Raw genomic sequence first — 16,751 nt, 5'->3', positions numbered from 1 at the left:
TTCGATTTGGTATCGTGCTCAGAATGAAAAGACACATCAGGCCGGCAAACCGGCCTGACCTGCGGGAGCGCCTCCCAGGCGCTCCCCAAGACAAGCGTTGAGGGAGCGTCATCGTGGCGGACGGCGTCAGGAAAGACGAGGAATTTTCCGGCACAAGGGAAGTCGAGGAGCGCCATCGTATCAACGAGGCCAATCTCGACGCCTGGATGCGGGAACATGTCGAGGGCTATCAGGGTCCACTGAAAGTCCTGCAGTTCAAGGGCGGCCAGTCCAATCCGACCTACAAGATCGAAACGCCCGGCCGCAACTACGTGATGCGTCGCCGTCCGTTCGGTAAATTGTTGCCGTCGGCGCATGCGGTGGATCGCGAGTTCCGCGTCATCGCTGCGCTCGGCAAGCAGAACTTCCCAGTCGCCAAGGCGTATGCCTTGTGCACCGACGATGCCGTGCTCGGCTCCGCCTTCTACATCATGTCGATGGAGGAGGGGCGGGTGTTCTGGGATCCGACGCTGCCGAGCCAGGATGGCGATGCGCGGCACAAGATCTTCGCCAGCAAGATCGAGACGCTGGCGCAATTGCACATCCTCGATCCCGAGAAAATCGGCCTCGGCGATTTCGGCAAGCCCGGCAATTATTTTGCGCGTCAGGTCGACCGCTGGACCAAGCAGTACCGCGCCTCGGAGACCCAGCATATTCCGGAGTTCGAAAAGCTTGCGGAGTGGCTGCCGAAGACGGTGCCGGAGCAGAAGCGCGTCTCGGTCGTGCACGGCGACTACCGGCTCGACAACATGATCTTCCACGCCACCGAACCGCGGGTGCAGGCGGTGCTCGATTGGGAATTGTCGACGCTCGGCGATCCCATGGCCGACTTCACCTATCTGTTGATGCAGTGGACCATGCCGGGCCTCGCCGGCGCCGACCTCAAGGCGCTCAACATCCCGAGCCAGGACGAGGCCGCGCAGATCTATTGCAAGGTGACGGGCATCGAAGTGCCGGACCTGAACTGGTACTTCTCCTACAATCTGTTCCGCCTTGCGGGCATCACGCAGGGTATCGCGGGCCGGATCCGCGACGGCACCGCCGCCAACGCCAAGGCTATCGAGTCGGCCAAGCGCACCGTGCCGCTGTCGCAGGCGTCATGGGAATACGCGCAAAAGGCCGGCGCGGTTTGAGGGTTCAGCGGCGCGATCCATCCGGGTCGCGCCGCTTCTGCTTGGCTGCCACTGTATTCGGATTGTAGCCATCTGTGACTTGAGTTCGCGTCCCCGCTTTGGCAAAGCCAGTCCGGTCAACGCTCCCGCCAGGTCCTGATCGGACAATCATCTTGAACCTCTCGTCGAACCTTCTCGGCAGCCTGCTGATGGCCGCGGCCATGGCCAGCTTCACGGTGAACGACGCCATCACCAAGGCGGTGTCGTCGGAACTCAATATCGGCGAGATACTGATCGTGCGCGGCGGCTTTGCGATCGTGCTGGTCGCGGCGCTCGCCGCCTATCGCAACGCGCTGCGCAGCCTGCGTACGCTGCTGATCTGGCCGGTGGCCTTGCGCGTGATCGGCGAGATCGGCGGCACGCTGACTTATCTGTCCGCGATCGCGCAGATCCCGCTGGCCAATGCGTCGGCGATCTTCCAGGCGCTGCCGCTGGTGATCACGCTCGGCGCGGCGCTGGTGTTCGGCGAGCCAGTCGGCTGGCGGCGCTGGCTCGCGATCGCCGCCGGCTTCATCGGCGTGCTCATCATCGTCCGCCCCGGCGCGGAAGGCTTCAGCCAGGCCGCGCTGCTGGCGCTCGCATCGGTCGGCTTCTGCACGGTGCGCGATCTCGCTACCCGCCGTATCCCGAAGCAATTGCCGACCCTGTTCATCACGCTGCTGACCACGGTGACCGTCTCGACCGCGGGCGCCGCGGTGCTGGTGCCGCTCGGCGGCTGGAAGCCGCCGTCCGGCCACGCGCTCGGCCTGCTCGCGGTCGCCGCGATCCTGATCCTGATCGGCTATCAATGCATCATCGCCGCGCTGCGTACCGGCGACATCTCGGCGATCGCGCCGTTCCGCTATACCGCGTTGGTGTGGGCGATGCTTGCAGGCTACATCGCCTTTGGTCACAGGCCGGATGGTCCGATGCTGATCGGCGCCGCGATCATCGTCGCCTCCGGCCTCTACGCCTTCTACCGCGAGCGCCTCCGCGACAAGCTCCGCCCCGCCGCGAGCGGTCCGGGATTGCCGCCGGACGGGCTGTGAGTCCGTAGCCCGGGTGAGCGAAGCGATACCCGGGAACACTCCACCCGCATATCGCTTCGCTCATGCGGGCTACGAAGCCGCGCTAGCCCTTCGCGCAATGCGCGATCAGCCGCTCGACAAAGCCTGCACAGGCCATCAGCTGCGACATCTCGACGAACTCATCCGGCGTGTGCGCCTGCGCGATCGAGCCGGGGCCGATCACGACCGACGGCACGCCGGCCATGCTGTCGAACAGGCCGGCTTCGGTACCGAAGGCGACCTTGGCGTGGTCGTTGCGGCCGGCCAGTTGCTTGGCGAGCGTGACGACGGGATTGTCCGCCGCGGTGTCGAGCGCGGGGTAGTCGAGGATCTCCTCGAAATCGATGCCGCATTCCGAATGGCGCGCGCGCATCCTGGGCTCGATCTCGGCCTTGGCCCAGCCGATGATCGCATCCGTCACCTCGCGGGATTCGCTGATGTCGATGCCGCGGCATTCGAACTCCACCGCGCAGGTGTCGGGGACGATGTTCAGCGCCGCGCCGCCATGCACGATGCTGGTAAGCAGCGTGGAGTGGGGCACGTCGTAGAGACTGTCGCGTTCGCGTTTTGCGGCGAGCAACACGGCGCGCCGCCTGATCTCGACGATCAGCTCGGCGGCATATTCGATCGCGTTGACGCCGTCGGGCGCGATCGAGGAGTGGCGGGCGAGGCCGCGGAAGGTGGCGCGCACGCCGTGCTTGCCCTTGTGGCCGATGATCACCTGCATCTGCGTCGGCTCGCCGATGAAGGCGCCGAGCGGCTTGACCGGCTTGCGGCCGACCTCGCGGAGCATCGGCCGCACGCCGACGCAGCCGACCTCCTCGTCATAGGAGATCGCAAGGTTGATCGGCGTCGCCAGACTCGCATCGAGCATCTCCGGAACCATCGCGAGGCACACGGCGACGAATCCCTTCATGTCGGTCGTGCCGCGGCCGTAGAGCCGGCCGTCGCGCTCGACCAGCTCGAACGGATTGTGCGTCCAGTCCTGTCCGGCAACCGGAACCACGTCGGTGTGCCCCGACAGCACCAGGCCGGGCTTGTCCGCTGGGCCGACGGTGACCCAGAGCGAGGCCTTCTGCCCGGTGTCGTCAACGATGCGCTGCGCGCTGACGCCGAGCGAAGCGAGATATCTCTCGATATAATCGATCAGCGGCAGGTTGCTGCGGTCGCTGACGGTATCGAAGGCGACGAGGTCGGCGAGCAGCGTGCGGATGCGGTCGGGACGTTGGCTTGGCATGGTTCGGTTTGCTTGCGGTGCAGAGGACATTGCCTCCTGAAGGCGCCGATTTTTGGACGGGGTCAAGCCTTCGTGCAGGGCGCTCATTCGCCACTTGTCATCGCCCGGCTTGACCGGGCGATCCAGTACGCCGCGGCTTCTCGGCTCAAGCACTACTGCCTCTGGAATACTGGATCACCCGGTCAAGCCGGGCGATGACGCCGCGTTTTGTGGCGGGCGATGCGCCACACATTCACCGTCGTCCCTGCGAAAGCAGGAACCCATAACTACCAATGGTCATTGGGGCGCACCGCTGGCACGACGCGTCCCTCTCACAACGAACGCCGCGGCGTACTGGATCGCCCGGTCGAGCCGGGCGATGACAGTGGTGGATGGGGAGAGACCCATCACTGCAAATGCTGATGCTCGGACGAAAGCTGCTAGATCGGCTTGCCCGTATACGGCATCGACGCGGTCAGACCGCCGTCGACCGGGATCGCCTGGCCGTTGACGTAGGACGCTTCGTCGCTCGCGAGAAACAATCCCATCGCGGCGAGCTCGTGCGGCTGGCCGGCGCGCTTCAGCGGGTTGAGCTGGCCGATCTTGTCCTGGGTGCCGCGTTCCTTGGCGCGGTCGAACACCGGCTTCGTCATGCCGGTCTCGATCAGGCCGGGGCAGACCGCGTTGATGCGCACGCCGGTGCCGGACAGCGAGTAGGCGGTGGTCTGCACCAGGCTGATGACGCCGGCCTTGCTCGCGCCGTAGGGATGTCCGCTGGCGCCGGACTTCAGGCCGGCGACGGAGGCGGTGCAGACGATCGAGCCGAAGCCCTGCTTGGTCATGTGCGGGATCGAATGCTTGATGGCGAGGAACGGGCCGATCAGGTTGACGCGCAGCACCTCCTGCCAGTGCTCGACGGTCTGGTCGGCGAGCGGCACCAGTCCGCCGCTGACGCCGGCATTGGCCCAGATCGCGTCGAGCTTGCCGTATGTCGCAACCGCCTTGGCGATGAAGGCCTTCACGTCGCTCTCCGAGCCCGCATCCGCCGTCACCGCTTCCACCGTGCCGCCGGCATCGCGCACCAGCTTCGCGGTCTCGTTGACGCCGTCGCTGCGATCGACCGCGATCAGCTTGGCGCCTTCGCGCGTGAACAGCAGCGAGGCAGCGCGGCCGATGCCGCTGCCGGCGCCGGTGATGATGACGGATTTGCCTTCGAGGCGGCCCATGAGCTTCTCCCTGGTGACTATTCCGCCGCGCCTGCCGCGCGACGGAATTCAAACAGAATTTCAAACGTCCGAAGCACTTGAGACGACGTGCGGCGTGACGTACAGCGACGGGGGACAGTATTGAAGGGCTCATCCGATGTCCAATCCAGACACGCCAAAGGTTACGGTGACGCGGTGGTGGTGGGTTCGCCACGCGCCGGTGCGCAGCGACGGCGGCAACATCTACGGGCAGGCAGATATCGAATGCGACACCGGCGACACCGAGGTGTTCGAGGCGGTTGCAAAAATTCTGCCGCGCAAGGCGGTATGGTATTCGAGCAATCTCAAGCGCACGCATCAAACTGCGGCAGCGATCTGGGCCGCGGGATTCCCGAAGCCTGACGGCATGACGCAGGAGCGCGATTTTGCCGAGCAACACCTCGGGCAATGGCAGGGGATGAACCGCGCCACGTTTCTTGCCAACCGTCCGGTCGGCAGCACGTGGTTCGCCGACGTCAACGAGCCGGCACCCGGTGGCGAGAGTTACATGGATCTGTACACCCGCGTCTGCCGCACCATCGTGCGGATCAACGCCGTGGAGGCGGGGCGGGATATCGTCGCCGTCGGCCATGGTGGCGTGATCAAATGCGCGGTCGGGCTCGCGCTCGGCGGCCAGCCGGATCGCGGGCTTTCGTTCGACATCGACAACGTCTCGGTGACGCGGCTCGATCATGTCGCCGCGCCCGGCCTGTCGACCTGGCGCTTGCCGATGGTGAACCAGCAGCCCTGGATCGCCGATCCGCGTCACGCCGCGATGCATCAGCAGTCGGGGCCGGAGGCGAGGCCGGCGAGCAAGCTCGCGTGATTCTGTTGCCGCAAGGTTCCGACGCTGCTTAGCTCGACACAAAGTCAACACCTTGGAGATGGGAGAGAGACATGAGCTTGTTCGACATGAAGGGAAAGGTCGCCGTCATCACCGGCTCGACGCGCGGCATCGGGCTTGCGATCGCCGAGCGGATGGCCGAGCACGGCGCCAAGGTGGTGATCTCCTCGCGCAAGGCTGACGTCTGCGATCAGGTCGCGGCCGACATCAACGGCAAGTTCGGCAAGGGCACCGCGGTTGCGATCGCCGCCAACATCTCGTCGAAGGAAAATCTGCAGAACCTCGTCGACGAGAGCAACCGCGCGTTCGGCAAGATCGACGTGCTGGTCTGCAACGCGGCGTCCAATCCGTATTACGGCCCGCTCGCCGGCATCTCCGACGACCAGTTCCGCAAGATCCTCGACAACAACATCGTCGCCAACAACTGGCTGATCTCGATGGTGGTGCCGCAGATGATCGAGCGCAAGGACGGCTCCATCATCATCGTGTCCTCGATCGGCGGCCTGAAGGGCTCGACCGTGCTCGGCGCCTACGCGATCTCCAAAGCAGCCGACATGCAACTCGCGCGCAACCTCGCCTGCGAATACGGCAAGCACAATATCCGCGTGAACTGCATTGCGCCGGGCCTGATCAAGACCGATTTCGCCAAGGCGCTGTGGGACAATCCGGAGACGCTGAAGGCATCCACCGCGCGCTCGCCGCTGCTGCGCATCGGCGTGCCGGACGAGATCGCAGGCGCCGCAGTGCTGATGGGCTCACGCGCCGGCGACTTCCTGACCGGCCAGACCATCGTGATCGACGGCGGAGCGACGATCAGCTGACGCTGGCGTGGGTGCTCGAGCCGCGCCGCAAACTCAACTGTCATCACCCGGCTTGACCGGGTGATCCAGTATTCCAGAGGCAGTTGTGGTTGAGCGGATAGGCCGCGGCGTACTGGATCGCCCGGTCCATGTGCGCAATTGCGCACAGGCCGGGCGATGACAGCTTGGATGTGGGGTGAGGGAACCCCAATCACTCCACCGCCGCATACACGCCGTTGCGCACCAGCGAGCGGGTATATTCGCGCTGGCCGGGGCCCTGCATCATGAAGACCGCGATCAGGTCTTCGCTCGGGTCGATCCAGAAGAACGTGCCGGCCATGCCGCTCCAGAAGAACTGGCCGACTGAGCCGGTGAACGGCGCGATGCCTTGCTGAGTGCGCACGGCGAAGCCGAGGCCGAAACTATGGCCGGGCGAAACCAGCGTCCCCTGAATCCTGACGTCTGCGCCGAGATGGTCCGACGCCATGAACGCCAGCGTCTTGCGGCCGATGATCCTGGTGCCGTCGAGCGTGCCGCCGTTGAGCAGCATCTGGGCGAAACGCGCATAGTCCATGGTGGTCGAGACCAGGCCGCCGCCGCCGGATTCCATCGCCGGCCGTTCCAGCATGTTGAACAGCTGCACCTTTTCGCGGCTCCACGGATCGGTCGTGAACGCCTCGGCGAGGCGGCCGGCGTTCTCCTCGCCGGTGTGGAAGGCGGTCTCCGCCATGCCGAGCGGGGCAAGGATGCGCTCGTGCAGGAATCCGCCGAGCGTCTGGCCGCTGACGACCTCGATGATGCGGCCGAGGACGTCGGTGGAACGGCTGTAGTTCCACTCGGCGCCGGGCTGGCAGATCAGCGGCATGCTGGCGAGCATGGTGGCGTGCTCGGCATTGGTGATCTTGCGGCTGCGCAGCCGCGACTGCTGGTACAGCCGCTGCACCAGGCCGTTGCCGGTGTGGTCGTAGGTCAGGCCCGAGGTGTGGCGTAGCAGGTCCTGCACCGTCATCTGCCGCTTCGCCGGCACCAGCTCGAGCGTGCCGTTGCGCTCGACGCCGACCTTGGTCTCGGAAAATTCCGGGATGAACTTCGCGACTGGATCGTTGAGCAGGAAGTGGCCGTCCTCCAGCAGCATCATGATGCCGACCGAGACGATCGGCTTGGTCATCGAGAAGATGCGGAAGATCGAATCTTGCGCCATCGGCGCGCCGGCCAGCGGGCTTTGCCGGCCGATCGCATCGAACCAGCCGATCTGGCCGCGCCGCGCCACCAGCACCGTCGCGCCGGGCATGGTTCCCTTGTCGACCTCGCGCTTGAAGGTGTCGGACAGCGCCTGCAGCCGCGTGCGCGACAATCCGATCGCCTCCGGCTTGGCTTCCGGCAGGGATGGCGTTTTCGAGCCGGCAGCGGGCTTGGCGGCGGTGTGAACGTTCATGGTCTCTCCCTGGGCTCTTGTTGTTGGTCGCTGATCAGCAGTGTCGCGCACAAGCCGCGCCGTGAACAGGTGCCCCGGCGCATGCAGCACCCCGCGCATCGCAGGGGCCATCCGCGGGGTCCATCGCGCCGCGATACAATTAAAGGTAGACAGCAGCCGCGATGACCTCCTATTGCTGCAGGCGGGCTGATTCATCGGGGGCACGGGGGTTTCATTGGGGCTGTTGTCGGGGCTGGCGCGCGTTGTCGCGCTAGGCGCAATGCTCGTGCTTGCGGGCTGCGTGACTGTAGAAAATTCGCTGTCGCAAAATGATCTCGCCAATATGAAGCTGACGGCGGTCGCCGTCAGCTTCGCGCCGGACGCGCAAGTCGTGTGGGAAGAAGGAATCCGCGCCTACGCGAACGCGAAGACGATCAGCGACGATCAGATCACGGCGGCGGCCAATACGCCGGAGGCGAAGGCCTATGTGCAGAGCCTGTTGGCGCCGCGAATCAAGTCCGGCGTCGAGTTGGCGATGGCCGGCCAGCTCGCGGGCAACCGGCCGGTGCGGCTCGACATCGTGGTCAGGAGCTTCTCGCTGCCGTCGGCGGTGCAGCGCGTCGTGATCGGTGGCCACCGCGGCATGACCGCGGATGCGACCCTGGTCGATGCACGAACCGGCGCCGTCATCATCGCCTATCCGAACCTGACGGCATTTCTGTATACGGGCCAGGGTATCGCGGGCGCGATCGTGCAGGCGGCGATCGACGATTCCGACAAGCAGAGCCCGGCCGACAAGGTGGCCGTGCGTTACGGCGAAACCTACCGCCTCTGGCTGCTCAACAACAAAGTCTAGCGGAGGCCGCGCCGCATTCGCTTCGCCCTTGCATTCGGGGCATGGCTTATGCTTGAAACGGCGCGAACCGGCGGCGACGCGGGTTCCCTGCAGGAGTGTAGCTCAATTGGTAGAGCACCGGTCTCCAAAACCGGGGGTCGCAGGTTCGAGCCCTGCCACTCCTGCCAGCTAAATCAATTACTTAGCTGACAATTTTCCGAAACGAATTCCGAACGCAGACCCAACTTGGACCCGCGCGGCTCACGGCAGCAAAATCCGGCCAAGCGCCGCCGCGAGGGTTCGCGAACATACCGCCCGCCGGCTCATCCCGGCGGGCTCTTGCCTTCGCGTGAAATCACCAGCGGCGGTAACCACCACGGTGATAGCCGTAACCATAGCGACGGACACCGTAGCCGCCACGATAGGCGTAACCGCCACGATAGCCGTAACCGTATCGGTACCCGCGGTAGACGGGCGCAGTGCGGACACAGCCGTTCGGCCCGCATACGACGGCGGCGTTCTCGACGTTTGACGCGGGAGAGAGCGGGGCGATCGGCATCGCCGAAGCGCTTCCGGCGGCAGCGAGCGCGGCAAGTCCGATAAGTGCAAATCCAAGCTTCATGATTTCCTCCTGTGGCGTTCCGAAGCGTCGCACACAGTAGGAAGTTCAGTGTGAACGCAGGATGAGTGGCCAGCGGCGCTGAGTGGCTCGTTCGTGGCCTGAGGTCCCAAAAAATACGCCGCCGGTCTCACAAATACACGCCCGGCGGCGGTTTCTTCTGAACTGGGACACCTGAAATTCCCAGCCTTAACTAAATTGCACAGTCGATGCCACGAGCCCTCATCGTCAGGACATCGGGCGGCATGTCGTTACAAACGCCGATTTGCTGCACTGCCACTCGCTGCCGAGCGCAACACTGGAGACGGAGCGCGGCACAAGTGTCGCAACCATAACAGCGGCAACGAACAGCAAATTCGCGATCACCACCAGCCGTACTCTGCGATTCTGCAGTGAACTCGTCATGGCCTTTGCTTCTTCTGGACCAACGAAAGGCTAGGCTCAGTCTGTTTCGCGCTGGTTTCGAGGAACCGGGAATGATGTTTCGTTCACGGGGAGGTGAGACCAGAGAAGCTTAGGAACGGTCTCGCTTCGTCGGAGCTAGTCCATTGCTCCCGGCCACCCCTCAGCCCCACCGCCGGGAGCGTGGAATGGCGGCCTCGGCGGTGATGCGCCGGGGTCGTTCCGACTCGGGGTCAATTCACAGACAGCCCGGCTTTAGCCGCATCGACCGCAAGAGACTATCCAGCCCGTTTCCGTTGCAGTCGACGGTGCGGATCGGTTTTTCGTCGGGGACGGCTTGACGCTGTTGGCTGGCCTGGCGGGTTCGCTTTCTGAGATTGGGGTTGGTTGGCTCATGCCGGTGTCGAGCGATGATACGAGGCGCTGGGACCGCTTCCGCTTTCGGAGCCGGCGGCGCTACCACTGCGATCGGGGCCTGTGCTGCGGAGTTCGCCGCGTTGCCGACTGTATTGCTGCCGACTGTATTGGCGTGATCAGGAACGAGCGAAAGCCGGTCGCCCTTCATCGCGCGCTCCGCCACCGGATACTCGACGATCGGTGCCGGCGCCGGATCTCTTCCGAGCGCGGCGACTGCCCCCATCACCATCAGGCCAATTCCGACCGCCAAAACCCGGATCCACATGACTGATCCCTGACCAACGCAGCGAACCGAAGCTTCTGTCTAGTTTACGATAATTCTACCATATCTGCCAAGAGCTTAGCCGTGGATTGTTGGCAAAGGGCAATGCGGCTCGCCGAGTGGAAAGGTGCTGCCAGTTTGCCACCCAACCCGCGGAGCCGAGACCGGGGGCGCAGGTTCGAGCCCTGCCACGCCTGCCAGCTTTTATCCAATTATTTGAATATGTTGGCCGAGGCGCTCAGCCCCGGCCATGGATCATTTCCGGCTACTTGATCAGCGGGCAGCCGCCGTCCTTCAGCGGCCGGAAGGCCTGGTCGCCGGGCACTTCGGCGAGGACCTTGTAGTAATCCCACGGGGCCTTGGATTCCTCGGGCTTCTTGACCTCGAACAGGAACATCGAGTGCACCATGCGGCCGTCCTCGCGCACGACGCCGTTCTCGGTGAATGCGTCGCGGACCGGGGTCTCGCGCATCTTGGCCAGCACAGGCTTGGTGTCCTTGGTGCCGGCGGCCTTCACCGCGTTGAGATAGTGCAGCGTGGCGCTGTAGGTCGCGGCCTGGTTCATCGTCGGCATCCGCTTCATGCGGTCGAAGAACCGCTTGCCGAAGGCGCGGGTGCGGTCGTTGAGATCCCAGTAGTAGGCCTCGGTGATGATCAGGCCCTGGGCGAGCTTCAGCCCGAGGCTGTGGATGTCGGAAATGAACATCACGATGCCGGCGAGGTTCTGGCCGCCCGCGACGATGCCGAACTCGGCGGCTTGCTTGATGGTGTTGATGGTGTCGCCGCCGCCATTGGCCATGCCGATGATCTTGGCCTTCGAGGCCTGCGCCTGCAGCAGGAAGGACGAGAAATCCGGCGTGTTGAGCGGATGCCGCGCGCTGCCGATCACCTTGCCGCCGGCGGCACGGACCACGTCTCCGGTGTCGCGCTCGATCGAATGGCCGAACAAATAGTCGGCGGTGATGAAGAACCAGGTGTCGCCGCCGTTCTTGACGATCGCGCTGCCGACGGTGTGGGCGTTGGCATAGGTGTCGTAGGTCCAGTGCAGCGTGTAGGGCGAGCAGGATTTGCCGGTGATGTCGGAGCTCGCCGCATCCGTCACGATCATGATCTTCTCGAACTGCTTCGACATCTCCATGCCGGCGAGCGCGGTCGCCGAGGTCGGCATGTCGATGATCATGTCGACGCCTTCGGCCTCGTACCATTTGCGCGTGATGGTGGCGGCGACGTCGGCCTTGCTCATCGGATCGGCGGTGACGACCTCGATCGGCTTGCCGAACATGGTGCCGCCGAACTCCTCGATCGCCATCTTGGTGGCCTCGACATTCCCCTGGCCGCCGATGTCGGAATAGACCGACTGGAAATCGGTCAGCACGCCGATCTTGAGCGGCGTCTGCTGCGCGAAAGCGGGTCCCGCCAGCGCCGCGGCGATGAGCCCGGCGGCGGACAGACGGGTGACGGTGGATTTCATGATGTGCCTCCCCAGTTTGTTCTTATCGGTTTGTCCGACAAAGCTAGATTTGACCGGTAAGCGAGTCAATTTCGGCCTGCGAGGGCGCGACATTTGGCCCAACTTTGCTCCCTTTGACGCTTCCAGAGCCTTCGCCTATCGTTTGTCGGACAATCAACAATCGGGAGCCTTTGGTGGCCTCTACGCCGCTGTTCCGGCGCATCGATGTAGCGCCAGCCTATCAGAAGGTCGCGGACGCGATCGAACGCGAGATCATCAACGGCCGGATCAAGCCGGGCGAGCCGATCGGCACCGAGCAGCAACTGGTCGAGCAGTTCGGCGTCAACCGCTCGACGGTGCGCGAAGGCATTCGCGTGCTGGAAGAGGGCGGGCTGATCCGCCGCGACTCCAGTCGCCGGCTGCAGGCCTGCCTGCCGCGCTACAACAAGCTCGCCACCCGCCTGTCGCGCGCGCTGATCCTGCACGAGGTGACGTTCCGCGAATTGTTCGAGACGTCGATGACGCTGGAGGTGGCGAGCGTCGAGGGCGCGGTCGAGCGCGCGACCAACGAGAACATCAGCGAGCTCGCCGACAATCTCGCGCGCAGCGCCGAGGTGGTGGAGAAGCCGGCGGCGCTTGCCGAGCTCGATGCGGAATTCCATGTGCTGATGGCCAAGGCCTCGCAGAACCGCGTGCTGCAGCTCGCCCGCGAGCCGGCCGCGCAGCTGTTCTTTCCGACCACGGAGATGATCGTCGGCGGCGTGGCGGAGGGCGGCGCGCGCCTCGTCGAGGCGCATCGCCATCTGCTCGATGCGATCAGGCGGCGCGACAAGGCGGCCGGCGTGCTGTGGACGCGGCGGCATCTGCAGGACTGGCGGCGCGGCTTCGAGAAGATCGCCTCGCTCGATCGCTCGGTCGAGCACACCTACATGGAGCACGCCTACGCCGCCCGGCAGTAGGGCGGCTGACAGCTCCGATCAGAACAACGACAACAAGCACATTCGGGAGGGACATATGAGCGACGATATCGCAGCCACCATCCAGCGCGCCCGCGAGCACAGCATCGGCGATCTGTTGCGGCGGTCGGCGCGGCGTTATCCGGGCAAGACCGCGCTGATCTGCGGCGAGGTGAGCTGGACCTTTGCGGAGATGGACGCGATCTGCAACCGCCTCGCACGCGGCCTGCTCGAGCTGGGCGTTGCCAAGGGCGATCGCGTCGCGGTGCTGTCGCGCAACTCGCATGCCTTCGCGGCGCTGCGCTTCGCGGTGGCACGGATCGGCGCGATCCTGGTGCCGATCAACTTCATGCTGAACCCGGACGAGATCAACTTCATCCTCGCCAATTCGGGCGCGAAGCTGCTCGCGGCGGGGCCTGACTTTGTCGAGACGGCGCGGGCTGCGGCCGCCAAGGGATCCGCGGTCGAGGGGCTGGTCTGGCTACCGGGCGAGGATCCGGCCACGGCGCCCGACGGCATCAAGACCTTCGACGGCCTGCTGCACGCCGTCGCCTCGGCGCCCGATGCGTCGGTCGACAGCCGCGATCCCGCGCAGATCATCTACACCAGCGGCACCGAGTCGCTGCCGAAGGGCGCGATCCTGACCCATGAAGCCGTGATGTGGCAGTATGTCAGCTGCATCATCGACGGCGGCATGGCGACCGACGACAATGTGCTGCATGCGCTGCCGCTCTATCACTGCGCGCAGCTCGACGTCTTCCTGGGGCCTGCGATCTATCTCGGCGCCACCAGCCTGATCACCGGCAAGCCGGTCGCCGACAACATCATGGCGCTGATCGCGGCGCACAAGATCAATTCGTTCTTTGCACCGCCGACGATCTGGATCGCGATGCTGCGTTCGCCGGCGTTCGATCGCACCGACCTGTCGTCGCTGCGCAAGGGCTATTACGGCGCCTCGATCATGCCGGTCGAGGTGCTGCTCGAGCTGCAGCGCCGCCTGCCGGACGTGAAGTTCTGGAATTTCTACGGCCAGACCGAGATCGCGCCGCTCGCGACCGTGCTGAACCCTGGGGATCAACTGCCGAAGGCCGGCTCGGCCGGCAAGCCGGCGATCAATGTCGAGACGCGAGTGGTCAACCCGGACATGACGGATGTGAGGGTCGGTGAGGTCGGCGAGATCGTGCACCGTTCGCCGCATCTGTTGTCCGGCTACTACAACGATCCGGTGAAGACCGCGGCGGCGTTTTCCGGCGGCTGGTTTCATTCCGGCGATCTCGCGACCGTCGATGCCGAGGGCTACATCACGGTCGTCGACCGCGTGAAGGACATGATCAAGAGCGGCGGCGAGAATGTCGCGAGCCGCGAGGTCGAGGAGATGATCTACCGGCTGCCTGATGTCTCGGAGGTCGCGGTGGTCGGGCTGCCCGATCCGCGCTGGATCGAGGCGGTGACCGCAATCGTCGTGGTCAAGGCCGGCCAGAGCCTCGACGCCGATGCCGTGATCAAGCATTGCGCGGCGTCGATGGCGCATTTCAAGGTGCCGAAGCAGGTCATCTTCGTCGATGCCTTGCCGAAGAACCCGAGCGGCAAGCTGCTGAAGCGCGAGCTGCGCCAGCGCTATGTCGGCGGCGCGACGCTCGACCAGGCGGTGCAGAAGAGCTTTGCCGGCTGACCGGGCCGGCCGGTGCCGTGGAAGGACGCCGGCCTTCTAAGCCCTTGATTTGAGGGGCCCTGTTCCGATCCGCCCCCCGGCGGGGGTGACACGAGGCACGCCCTGCGGACCTTGACCTTTTGCCGGTCTCGCAGTAGATACGCGGCACTCGCTGCCGGCCCGCTTTGATCGCGGATATCCGGCGCGGCTTAAATCCCCCGAACAATCGAGCTCGTTATCGGCTCAACCTTCCAAACGAGGGCTGGGTCCGCGAGGGCGGCTGTTCGGATTCCTTGTAACGTTGCAAATAGTCCGGTGACGGACGCGGATCCAGCGATGGCTTTCAGCCCGTTTAAATTCCTGCAGGAAGTGCGCTCGGAGACCGCGAAGGTCACCTGGCCGACGCGCCGCGAAGTGATGATCACAACCATCATGGTGTTCGTGATGGTGGCGCTGGCCTCGATCTTCTTTTTCGCTGCGGATCAGGTCATCCGCTATCTGGTTACCCTGATTTTGGGCATCCACTGATGAACACCGGAACTCTAGTGATGGACAAGCGCTGGTACATCGTCCACGCCTATTCGAACTTCGAGAAAAAGGTTGCGGAATCGATCCGCGAGCAGGCCAAGCAGCGCGGGCTGGAAGAGCTGTTCGAGCAGGTCCTGGTCCCGACCGAAAAGGTCACCGAGGTCCGCCGCGGCCGCAAGATCGACGCCGAGCGCAAGTTCTTCCCGGGCTATGTGCTGGTGAAGATGAAGCTCACCGACGAAGCGTTCCATCTGATCAAGAACACCCCGAAGGTCACCGGCTTCCTCGGCGCGGAAAACAAGCCGATGCCGATCTCGGAGGCCGAGGCGATGCGCATCCTGCACCAGGTCCAGGAGGGCGTGGAGCGGCCGAAGGCGTCGGTGTCGTTCGAGATCGGCGAGAACGTGCGCGTGGCCGACGGCCCGTTCGCCTCGTTCTCCGGCGTGGTGGAAGAAATCGACGAGGCGCGCTCGCGCGTGAAGGTCGCGGTGTCGATCTTCGGCCGCGCCACCCCGGTCGAGCTGGAATTCGGTCAGGTCGAAAAGGTGGTCTGACCGGACGGCGTGAGGTATACCGCCTCGCGTTAGCAAAGGCCGTGGGAGGGAGGAGGCGGGTTGCCAGCCGCTTCGACCGGACCACGGAACCTGAAACCGCCGGCTCCGTCCGGCCTAACAGGAGTATGAAATGGCAAAGAAAGTGACCGGATACCTGAAGCTTCAGGTCCCGGCCGGTGCGGCGAATCCTTCGCCCCCGATCGGTCCCGCGCTTGGTCAGCGCGGCCTGAACATCATGGAGTTCTGCAAGGCGTTCAACGCCCAGACCCAGAAGGAAGAGAAGAACACCCCGATCCCGGTGATCATCACGATCTATGCGGACCGGTCCTTCACTTTCGAGATGAAGACCCCTCCGATGTCCTACTTCCTCAAGCAGGCTGCCAAGATCCAGTCCGGCTCGAAGGCGCCGGGCCGTGACAAGGCCGGCAAGGTGACCAAGGCGCAGGTGCGCGAGATCGCCGAGAAGAAGATGAAGGACCTGAATTGCGACACCATCGAGTCGGCCATGAAGATGGTCGAGGGCTCCGCCCGCTCGATGGGTCTGGAAGTTGCGGGGTAAGGCGCCATGTCGATCGGAAAGCGTTTGAAGAAAGCCCGCGAAGGCGTTGATCGCGAGAAGCTTTACCCGCTCACGGACGCCATCAAGATGGTCAAGGAGCGTGCCACCTCGAAGTTCGACGAGACGATTGAGATTGCGATCAATCTCGGCGTCGATCCGCGCCACGCTGACCAGATGGTCCGCGGCGTCGTCGTTCTGCCGAACGGAACCGGCCGCACGCTGCGCGTCGGCGTGTTCGCGCGCGGCGCCAAGGCCGAGGAAGCCAAGGCCGCCGGTGCCGACGTCGTCGGTGCCGAGGACCTGGTCGAGAAGGTGCAGGGCGGTGCGATCGATTTCGACCGCTGCATCGCCACCCCCGACATGATGCCGCTGGTCGGCCGTCTCGGTAAGGTGCTCGGTCCGCGCGGCATGATGCCGAACCCGAAGATCGGCACCGTGACCATGGACGTCACCTCCGCCGTGAAGGGCGCCAAGGGCGGCTCCGTCGAGTTCCGCGTCGAGAAGGCCGGCATCGTGCAGGCCGGCATCGGCAAGGCCTCGTTCACCGAGGAGAAGCTGGTCGAGAACGTCAAGGCGCTCGCGGATGCGGTCTCCAAGGCGAAGCCGGCGGGTTCCAAGGGTACCTACATCCAGCGCGTGGCGGTGTCCTCCACCATGGGCCCGGGCGTGAAGGTCGAGCCGGGCACGATCCTCGGCTGAGGCTCGTCGCAGTGATGAGATAAAGAGGGGCGGAATCGGGCAAC

General features: G+C 64.6%; 17 protein-coding genes and 1 tRNA gene. 12 read left to right on the top strand and 6 right to left on the bottom strand.

What is annotated here, in order from left to right:
• Positions 1-113: 113 nt before the first annotated feature.
• Both JQ633_RS21135 and JQ633_RS21130 read left to right on the top strand, forming a co-directional pair.
• Entirely contained in the window at positions 114-1,172 is a 1,059-nt protein-coding gene (locus JQ633_RS21135) for a phosphotransferase family protein (protein ID WP_211987007.1), read from the top strand.
• A gap of 152 nt (positions 1,173-1,324) precedes the next feature.
• Entirely contained in the window at positions 1,325-2,239 is a 915-nt protein-coding gene (locus JQ633_RS21130) for a DMT family transporter (protein WP_211987006.1), read from the top strand.
• 82 nt (positions 2,240-2,321) lie between these two features.
• Here JQ633_RS21130 and argE read toward each other — a convergent pair whose 3' ends face one another.
• Positions 2,322-3,494 (bottom strand): acetylornithine deacetylase, encoded by a 1,173-nt coding sequence (gene argE / locus JQ633_RS21125; protein ID WP_211987005.1) that lies wholly within the window; start codon positions 3,492-3,494, stop codon positions 2,322-2,324.
• Between the two features lie 419 nt (positions 3,495-3,913).
• Positions 3,914-4,699 (bottom strand): SDR family NAD(P)-dependent oxidoreductase, encoded by a 786-nt coding sequence (locus JQ633_RS21120; protein WP_211987004.1) that lies wholly within the window; start codon positions 4,697-4,699, stop codon positions 3,914-3,916.
• A gap of 136 nt (positions 4,700-4,835) precedes the next feature.
• Here JQ633_RS21120 and JQ633_RS21115 point away from each other — a divergent pair, with 136 nt between their 5' ends.
• Positions 4,836-5,543, top strand: a complete 708-nt coding sequence (locus JQ633_RS21115; RefSeq protein WP_211987003.1) for a histidine phosphatase family protein — start codon at positions 4,836-4,838, stop codon at positions 5,541-5,543.
• Between the two features lie 71 nt (positions 5,544-5,614).
• Complete coding sequence (locus JQ633_RS21110) at positions 5,615-6,382, top strand: SDR family NAD(P)-dependent oxidoreductase (RefSeq protein ID WP_211987002.1); 768 nt, start codon at positions 5,615-5,617, stop codon at positions 6,380-6,382.
• A 190-nt stretch (positions 6,383-6,572) separates the two neighbouring features.
• Here JQ633_RS21110 and JQ633_RS21105 read toward each other — a convergent pair whose 3' ends face one another.
• On the bottom strand, positions 6,573-7,796 hold the full coding sequence (locus JQ633_RS21105; RefSeq protein ID WP_211987001.1) for a serine hydrolase domain-containing protein: 1,224 nt from the start codon (positions 7,794-7,796) through the stop codon (positions 6,573-6,575).
• A 280-nt stretch (positions 7,797-8,076) separates the two neighbouring features.
• Here JQ633_RS21105 and JQ633_RS21100 point away from each other — a divergent pair, with 280 nt between their 5' ends.
• Both JQ633_RS21100 and JQ633_RS21095 read left to right on the top strand, forming a co-directional pair.
• Positions 8,077-8,631 (top strand): hypothetical protein, encoded by a 555-nt coding sequence (locus JQ633_RS21100; protein ID WP_349631583.1) that lies wholly within the window; start codon positions 8,077-8,079, stop codon positions 8,629-8,631.
• 91 nt (positions 8,632-8,722) lie between these two features.
• Positions 8,723-8,798 (top strand) — tRNA-Trp (locus JQ633_RS21095).
• Positions 8,799-8,965: 167 nt separating this feature from the next.
• Here JQ633_RS21095 and JQ633_RS21090 read toward each other — a convergent pair.
• From JQ633_RS21090 to JQ633_RS21080, 3 genes are all read right to left on the bottom strand, one after another.
• Positions 8,966-9,232: a hypothetical protein gene (locus JQ633_RS21090; protein ID WP_211986999.1), complete on the bottom strand. Its 267-nt coding sequence runs from the start codon at positions 9,230-9,232 to the stop codon at positions 8,966-8,968.
• Positions 9,233-9,869: 637 nt separating this feature from the next.
• Complete coding sequence (locus tag JQ633_RS21085; RefSeq protein ID WP_211986998.1) at positions 9,870-10,313, bottom strand: hypothetical protein; 444 nt, start codon at positions 10,311-10,313, stop codon at positions 9,870-9,872.
• 262 nt (positions 10,314-10,575) lie between these two features.
• The gene (locus JQ633_RS21080) at positions 10,576-11,781 is read right to left on the bottom strand and encodes an ABC transporter substrate-binding protein (protein WP_211986997.1); all 1,206 of its coding nucleotides are present in this window, start codon (positions 11,779-11,781) and stop codon (positions 10,576-10,578) included.
• Between the two features lie 173 nt (positions 11,782-11,954).
• Here JQ633_RS21080 and JQ633_RS21075 point away from each other — a divergent pair, with 173 nt between their 5' ends.
• From JQ633_RS21075 to rplA, 6 genes are all read left to right on the top strand, one after another.
• A complete protein-coding gene (locus JQ633_RS21075) occupies positions 11,955-12,719 on the top strand; it encodes a FadR/GntR family transcriptional regulator (RefSeq protein ID WP_211986996.1) in 765 nt (254 codons plus the stop codon).
• 55 nt (positions 12,720-12,774) lie between these two features.
• A complete protein-coding gene (locus tag JQ633_RS21070; protein WP_211986995.1) occupies positions 12,775-14,388 on the top strand; it encodes an acyl-CoA synthetase in 1,614 nt (537 codons plus the stop codon).
• A 315-nt stretch (positions 14,389-14,703) separates the two neighbouring features.
• Entirely contained in the window at positions 14,704-14,895 is a 192-nt protein-coding gene (gene secE, locus JQ633_RS21065; RefSeq protein ID WP_211986994.1) for a preprotein translocase subunit SecE, read from the top strand.
• A 20-nt stretch (positions 14,896-14,915) separates the two neighbouring features.
• The gene (gene nusG, locus JQ633_RS21060; RefSeq protein WP_016840553.1) at positions 14,916-15,449 is read left to right on the top strand and encodes a transcription termination/antitermination protein NusG; all 534 of its coding nucleotides are present in this window, start codon (positions 14,916-14,918) and stop codon (positions 15,447-15,449) included.
• A 130-nt stretch (positions 15,450-15,579) separates the two neighbouring features.
• The gene (gene rplK, locus JQ633_RS21055; protein WP_011088164.1) at positions 15,580-16,008 is read left to right on the top strand and encodes a 50S ribosomal protein L11; all 429 of its coding nucleotides are present in this window, start codon (positions 15,580-15,582) and stop codon (positions 16,006-16,008) included.
• 6 nt (positions 16,009-16,014) lie between these two features.
• Positions 16,015-16,707 carry a 50S ribosomal protein L1 gene (gene rplA / locus JQ633_RS21050; RefSeq protein ID WP_211986993.1) on the top strand — a complete coding sequence of 231 codons (693 nt, stop codon included), beginning with the start codon at positions 16,015-16,017 and terminating at the stop codon, positions 16,705-16,707.
• Positions 16,708-16,751: the final 44 nt, after the last annotated feature.

This window comes from Bradyrhizobium tropiciagri, assembly GCF_018130505.1.
Lineage (GTDB): Bacteria > Pseudomonadota > Alphaproteobacteria > Rhizobiales > Xanthobacteraceae > Bradyrhizobium > Bradyrhizobium tropiciagri_B.
The sequence above is the reverse complement of the archived record's forward strand: the minus strand, read 5'-3'. Positions and strand labels throughout refer to the sequence as shown.

Bases quoted from the DNA above. Each gene is read 5' to 3' on its own strand.
- JQ633_RS21105 (WP_211987001.1), bottom strand. From the start codon at position 7,796: ATGAACGTTCACACCGCCGCCAAGCCCGCTGCCGGCTCGAAAACGCCA.
- JQ633_RS21090 (WP_211986999.1), bottom strand. From the start codon at position 9,232: ATGAAGCTTGGATTTGCACTTATCGGACTTGCCGCGCTCGCTGCCGCC.
- JQ633_RS21070 (WP_211986995.1), top strand. From the start codon at position 12,775: ATGAGCGACGATATCGCAGCCACCATCCAGCGCGCCCGCGAGCACAGC.
- rplK (WP_011088164.1), top strand. From the start codon at position 15,580: ATGGCAAAGAAAGTGACCGGATACCTGAAGCTTCAGGTCCCGGCCGGT.
- rplA (WP_211986993.1), top strand. From the start codon at position 16,015: ATGTCGATCGGAAAGCGTTTGAAGAAAGCCCGCGAAGGCGTTGATCGC.
- JQ633_RS21085 (WP_211986998.1), bottom strand. From the start codon at position 10,313: ATGTGGATCCGGGTTTTGGCGGTCGGAATTGGCCTGATGGTGATGGGG.
- nusG (WP_016840553.1), top strand. From the start codon at position 14,916: ATGGACAAGCGCTGGTACATCGTCCACGCCTATTCGAACTTCGAGAAA.
- argE (WP_211987005.1), bottom strand. From the start codon at position 3,494: ATGCCAAGCCAACGTCCCGACCGCATCCGCACGCTGCTCGCCGACCTC.
- JQ633_RS21110 (WP_211987002.1), top strand. From the start codon at position 5,615: ATGAGCTTGTTCGACATGAAGGGAAAGGTCGCCGTCATCACCGGCTCG.
- secE (WP_211986994.1), top strand. From the start codon at position 14,704: ATGGCTTTCAGCCCGTTTAAATTCCTGCAGGAAGTGCGCTCGGAGACC.
- JQ633_RS21115 (WP_211987003.1), top strand. From the start codon at position 4,836: ATGTCCAATCCAGACACGCCAAAGGTTACGGTGACGCGGTGGTGGTGG.
- JQ633_RS21080 (WP_211986997.1), bottom strand. From the start codon at position 11,781: ATGAAATCCACCGTCACCCGTCTGTCCGCCGCCGGGCTCATCGCCGCG.
- JQ633_RS21120 (WP_211987004.1), bottom strand. From the start codon at position 4,699: ATGGGCCGCCTCGAAGGCAAATCCGTCATCATCACCGGCGCCGGCAGC.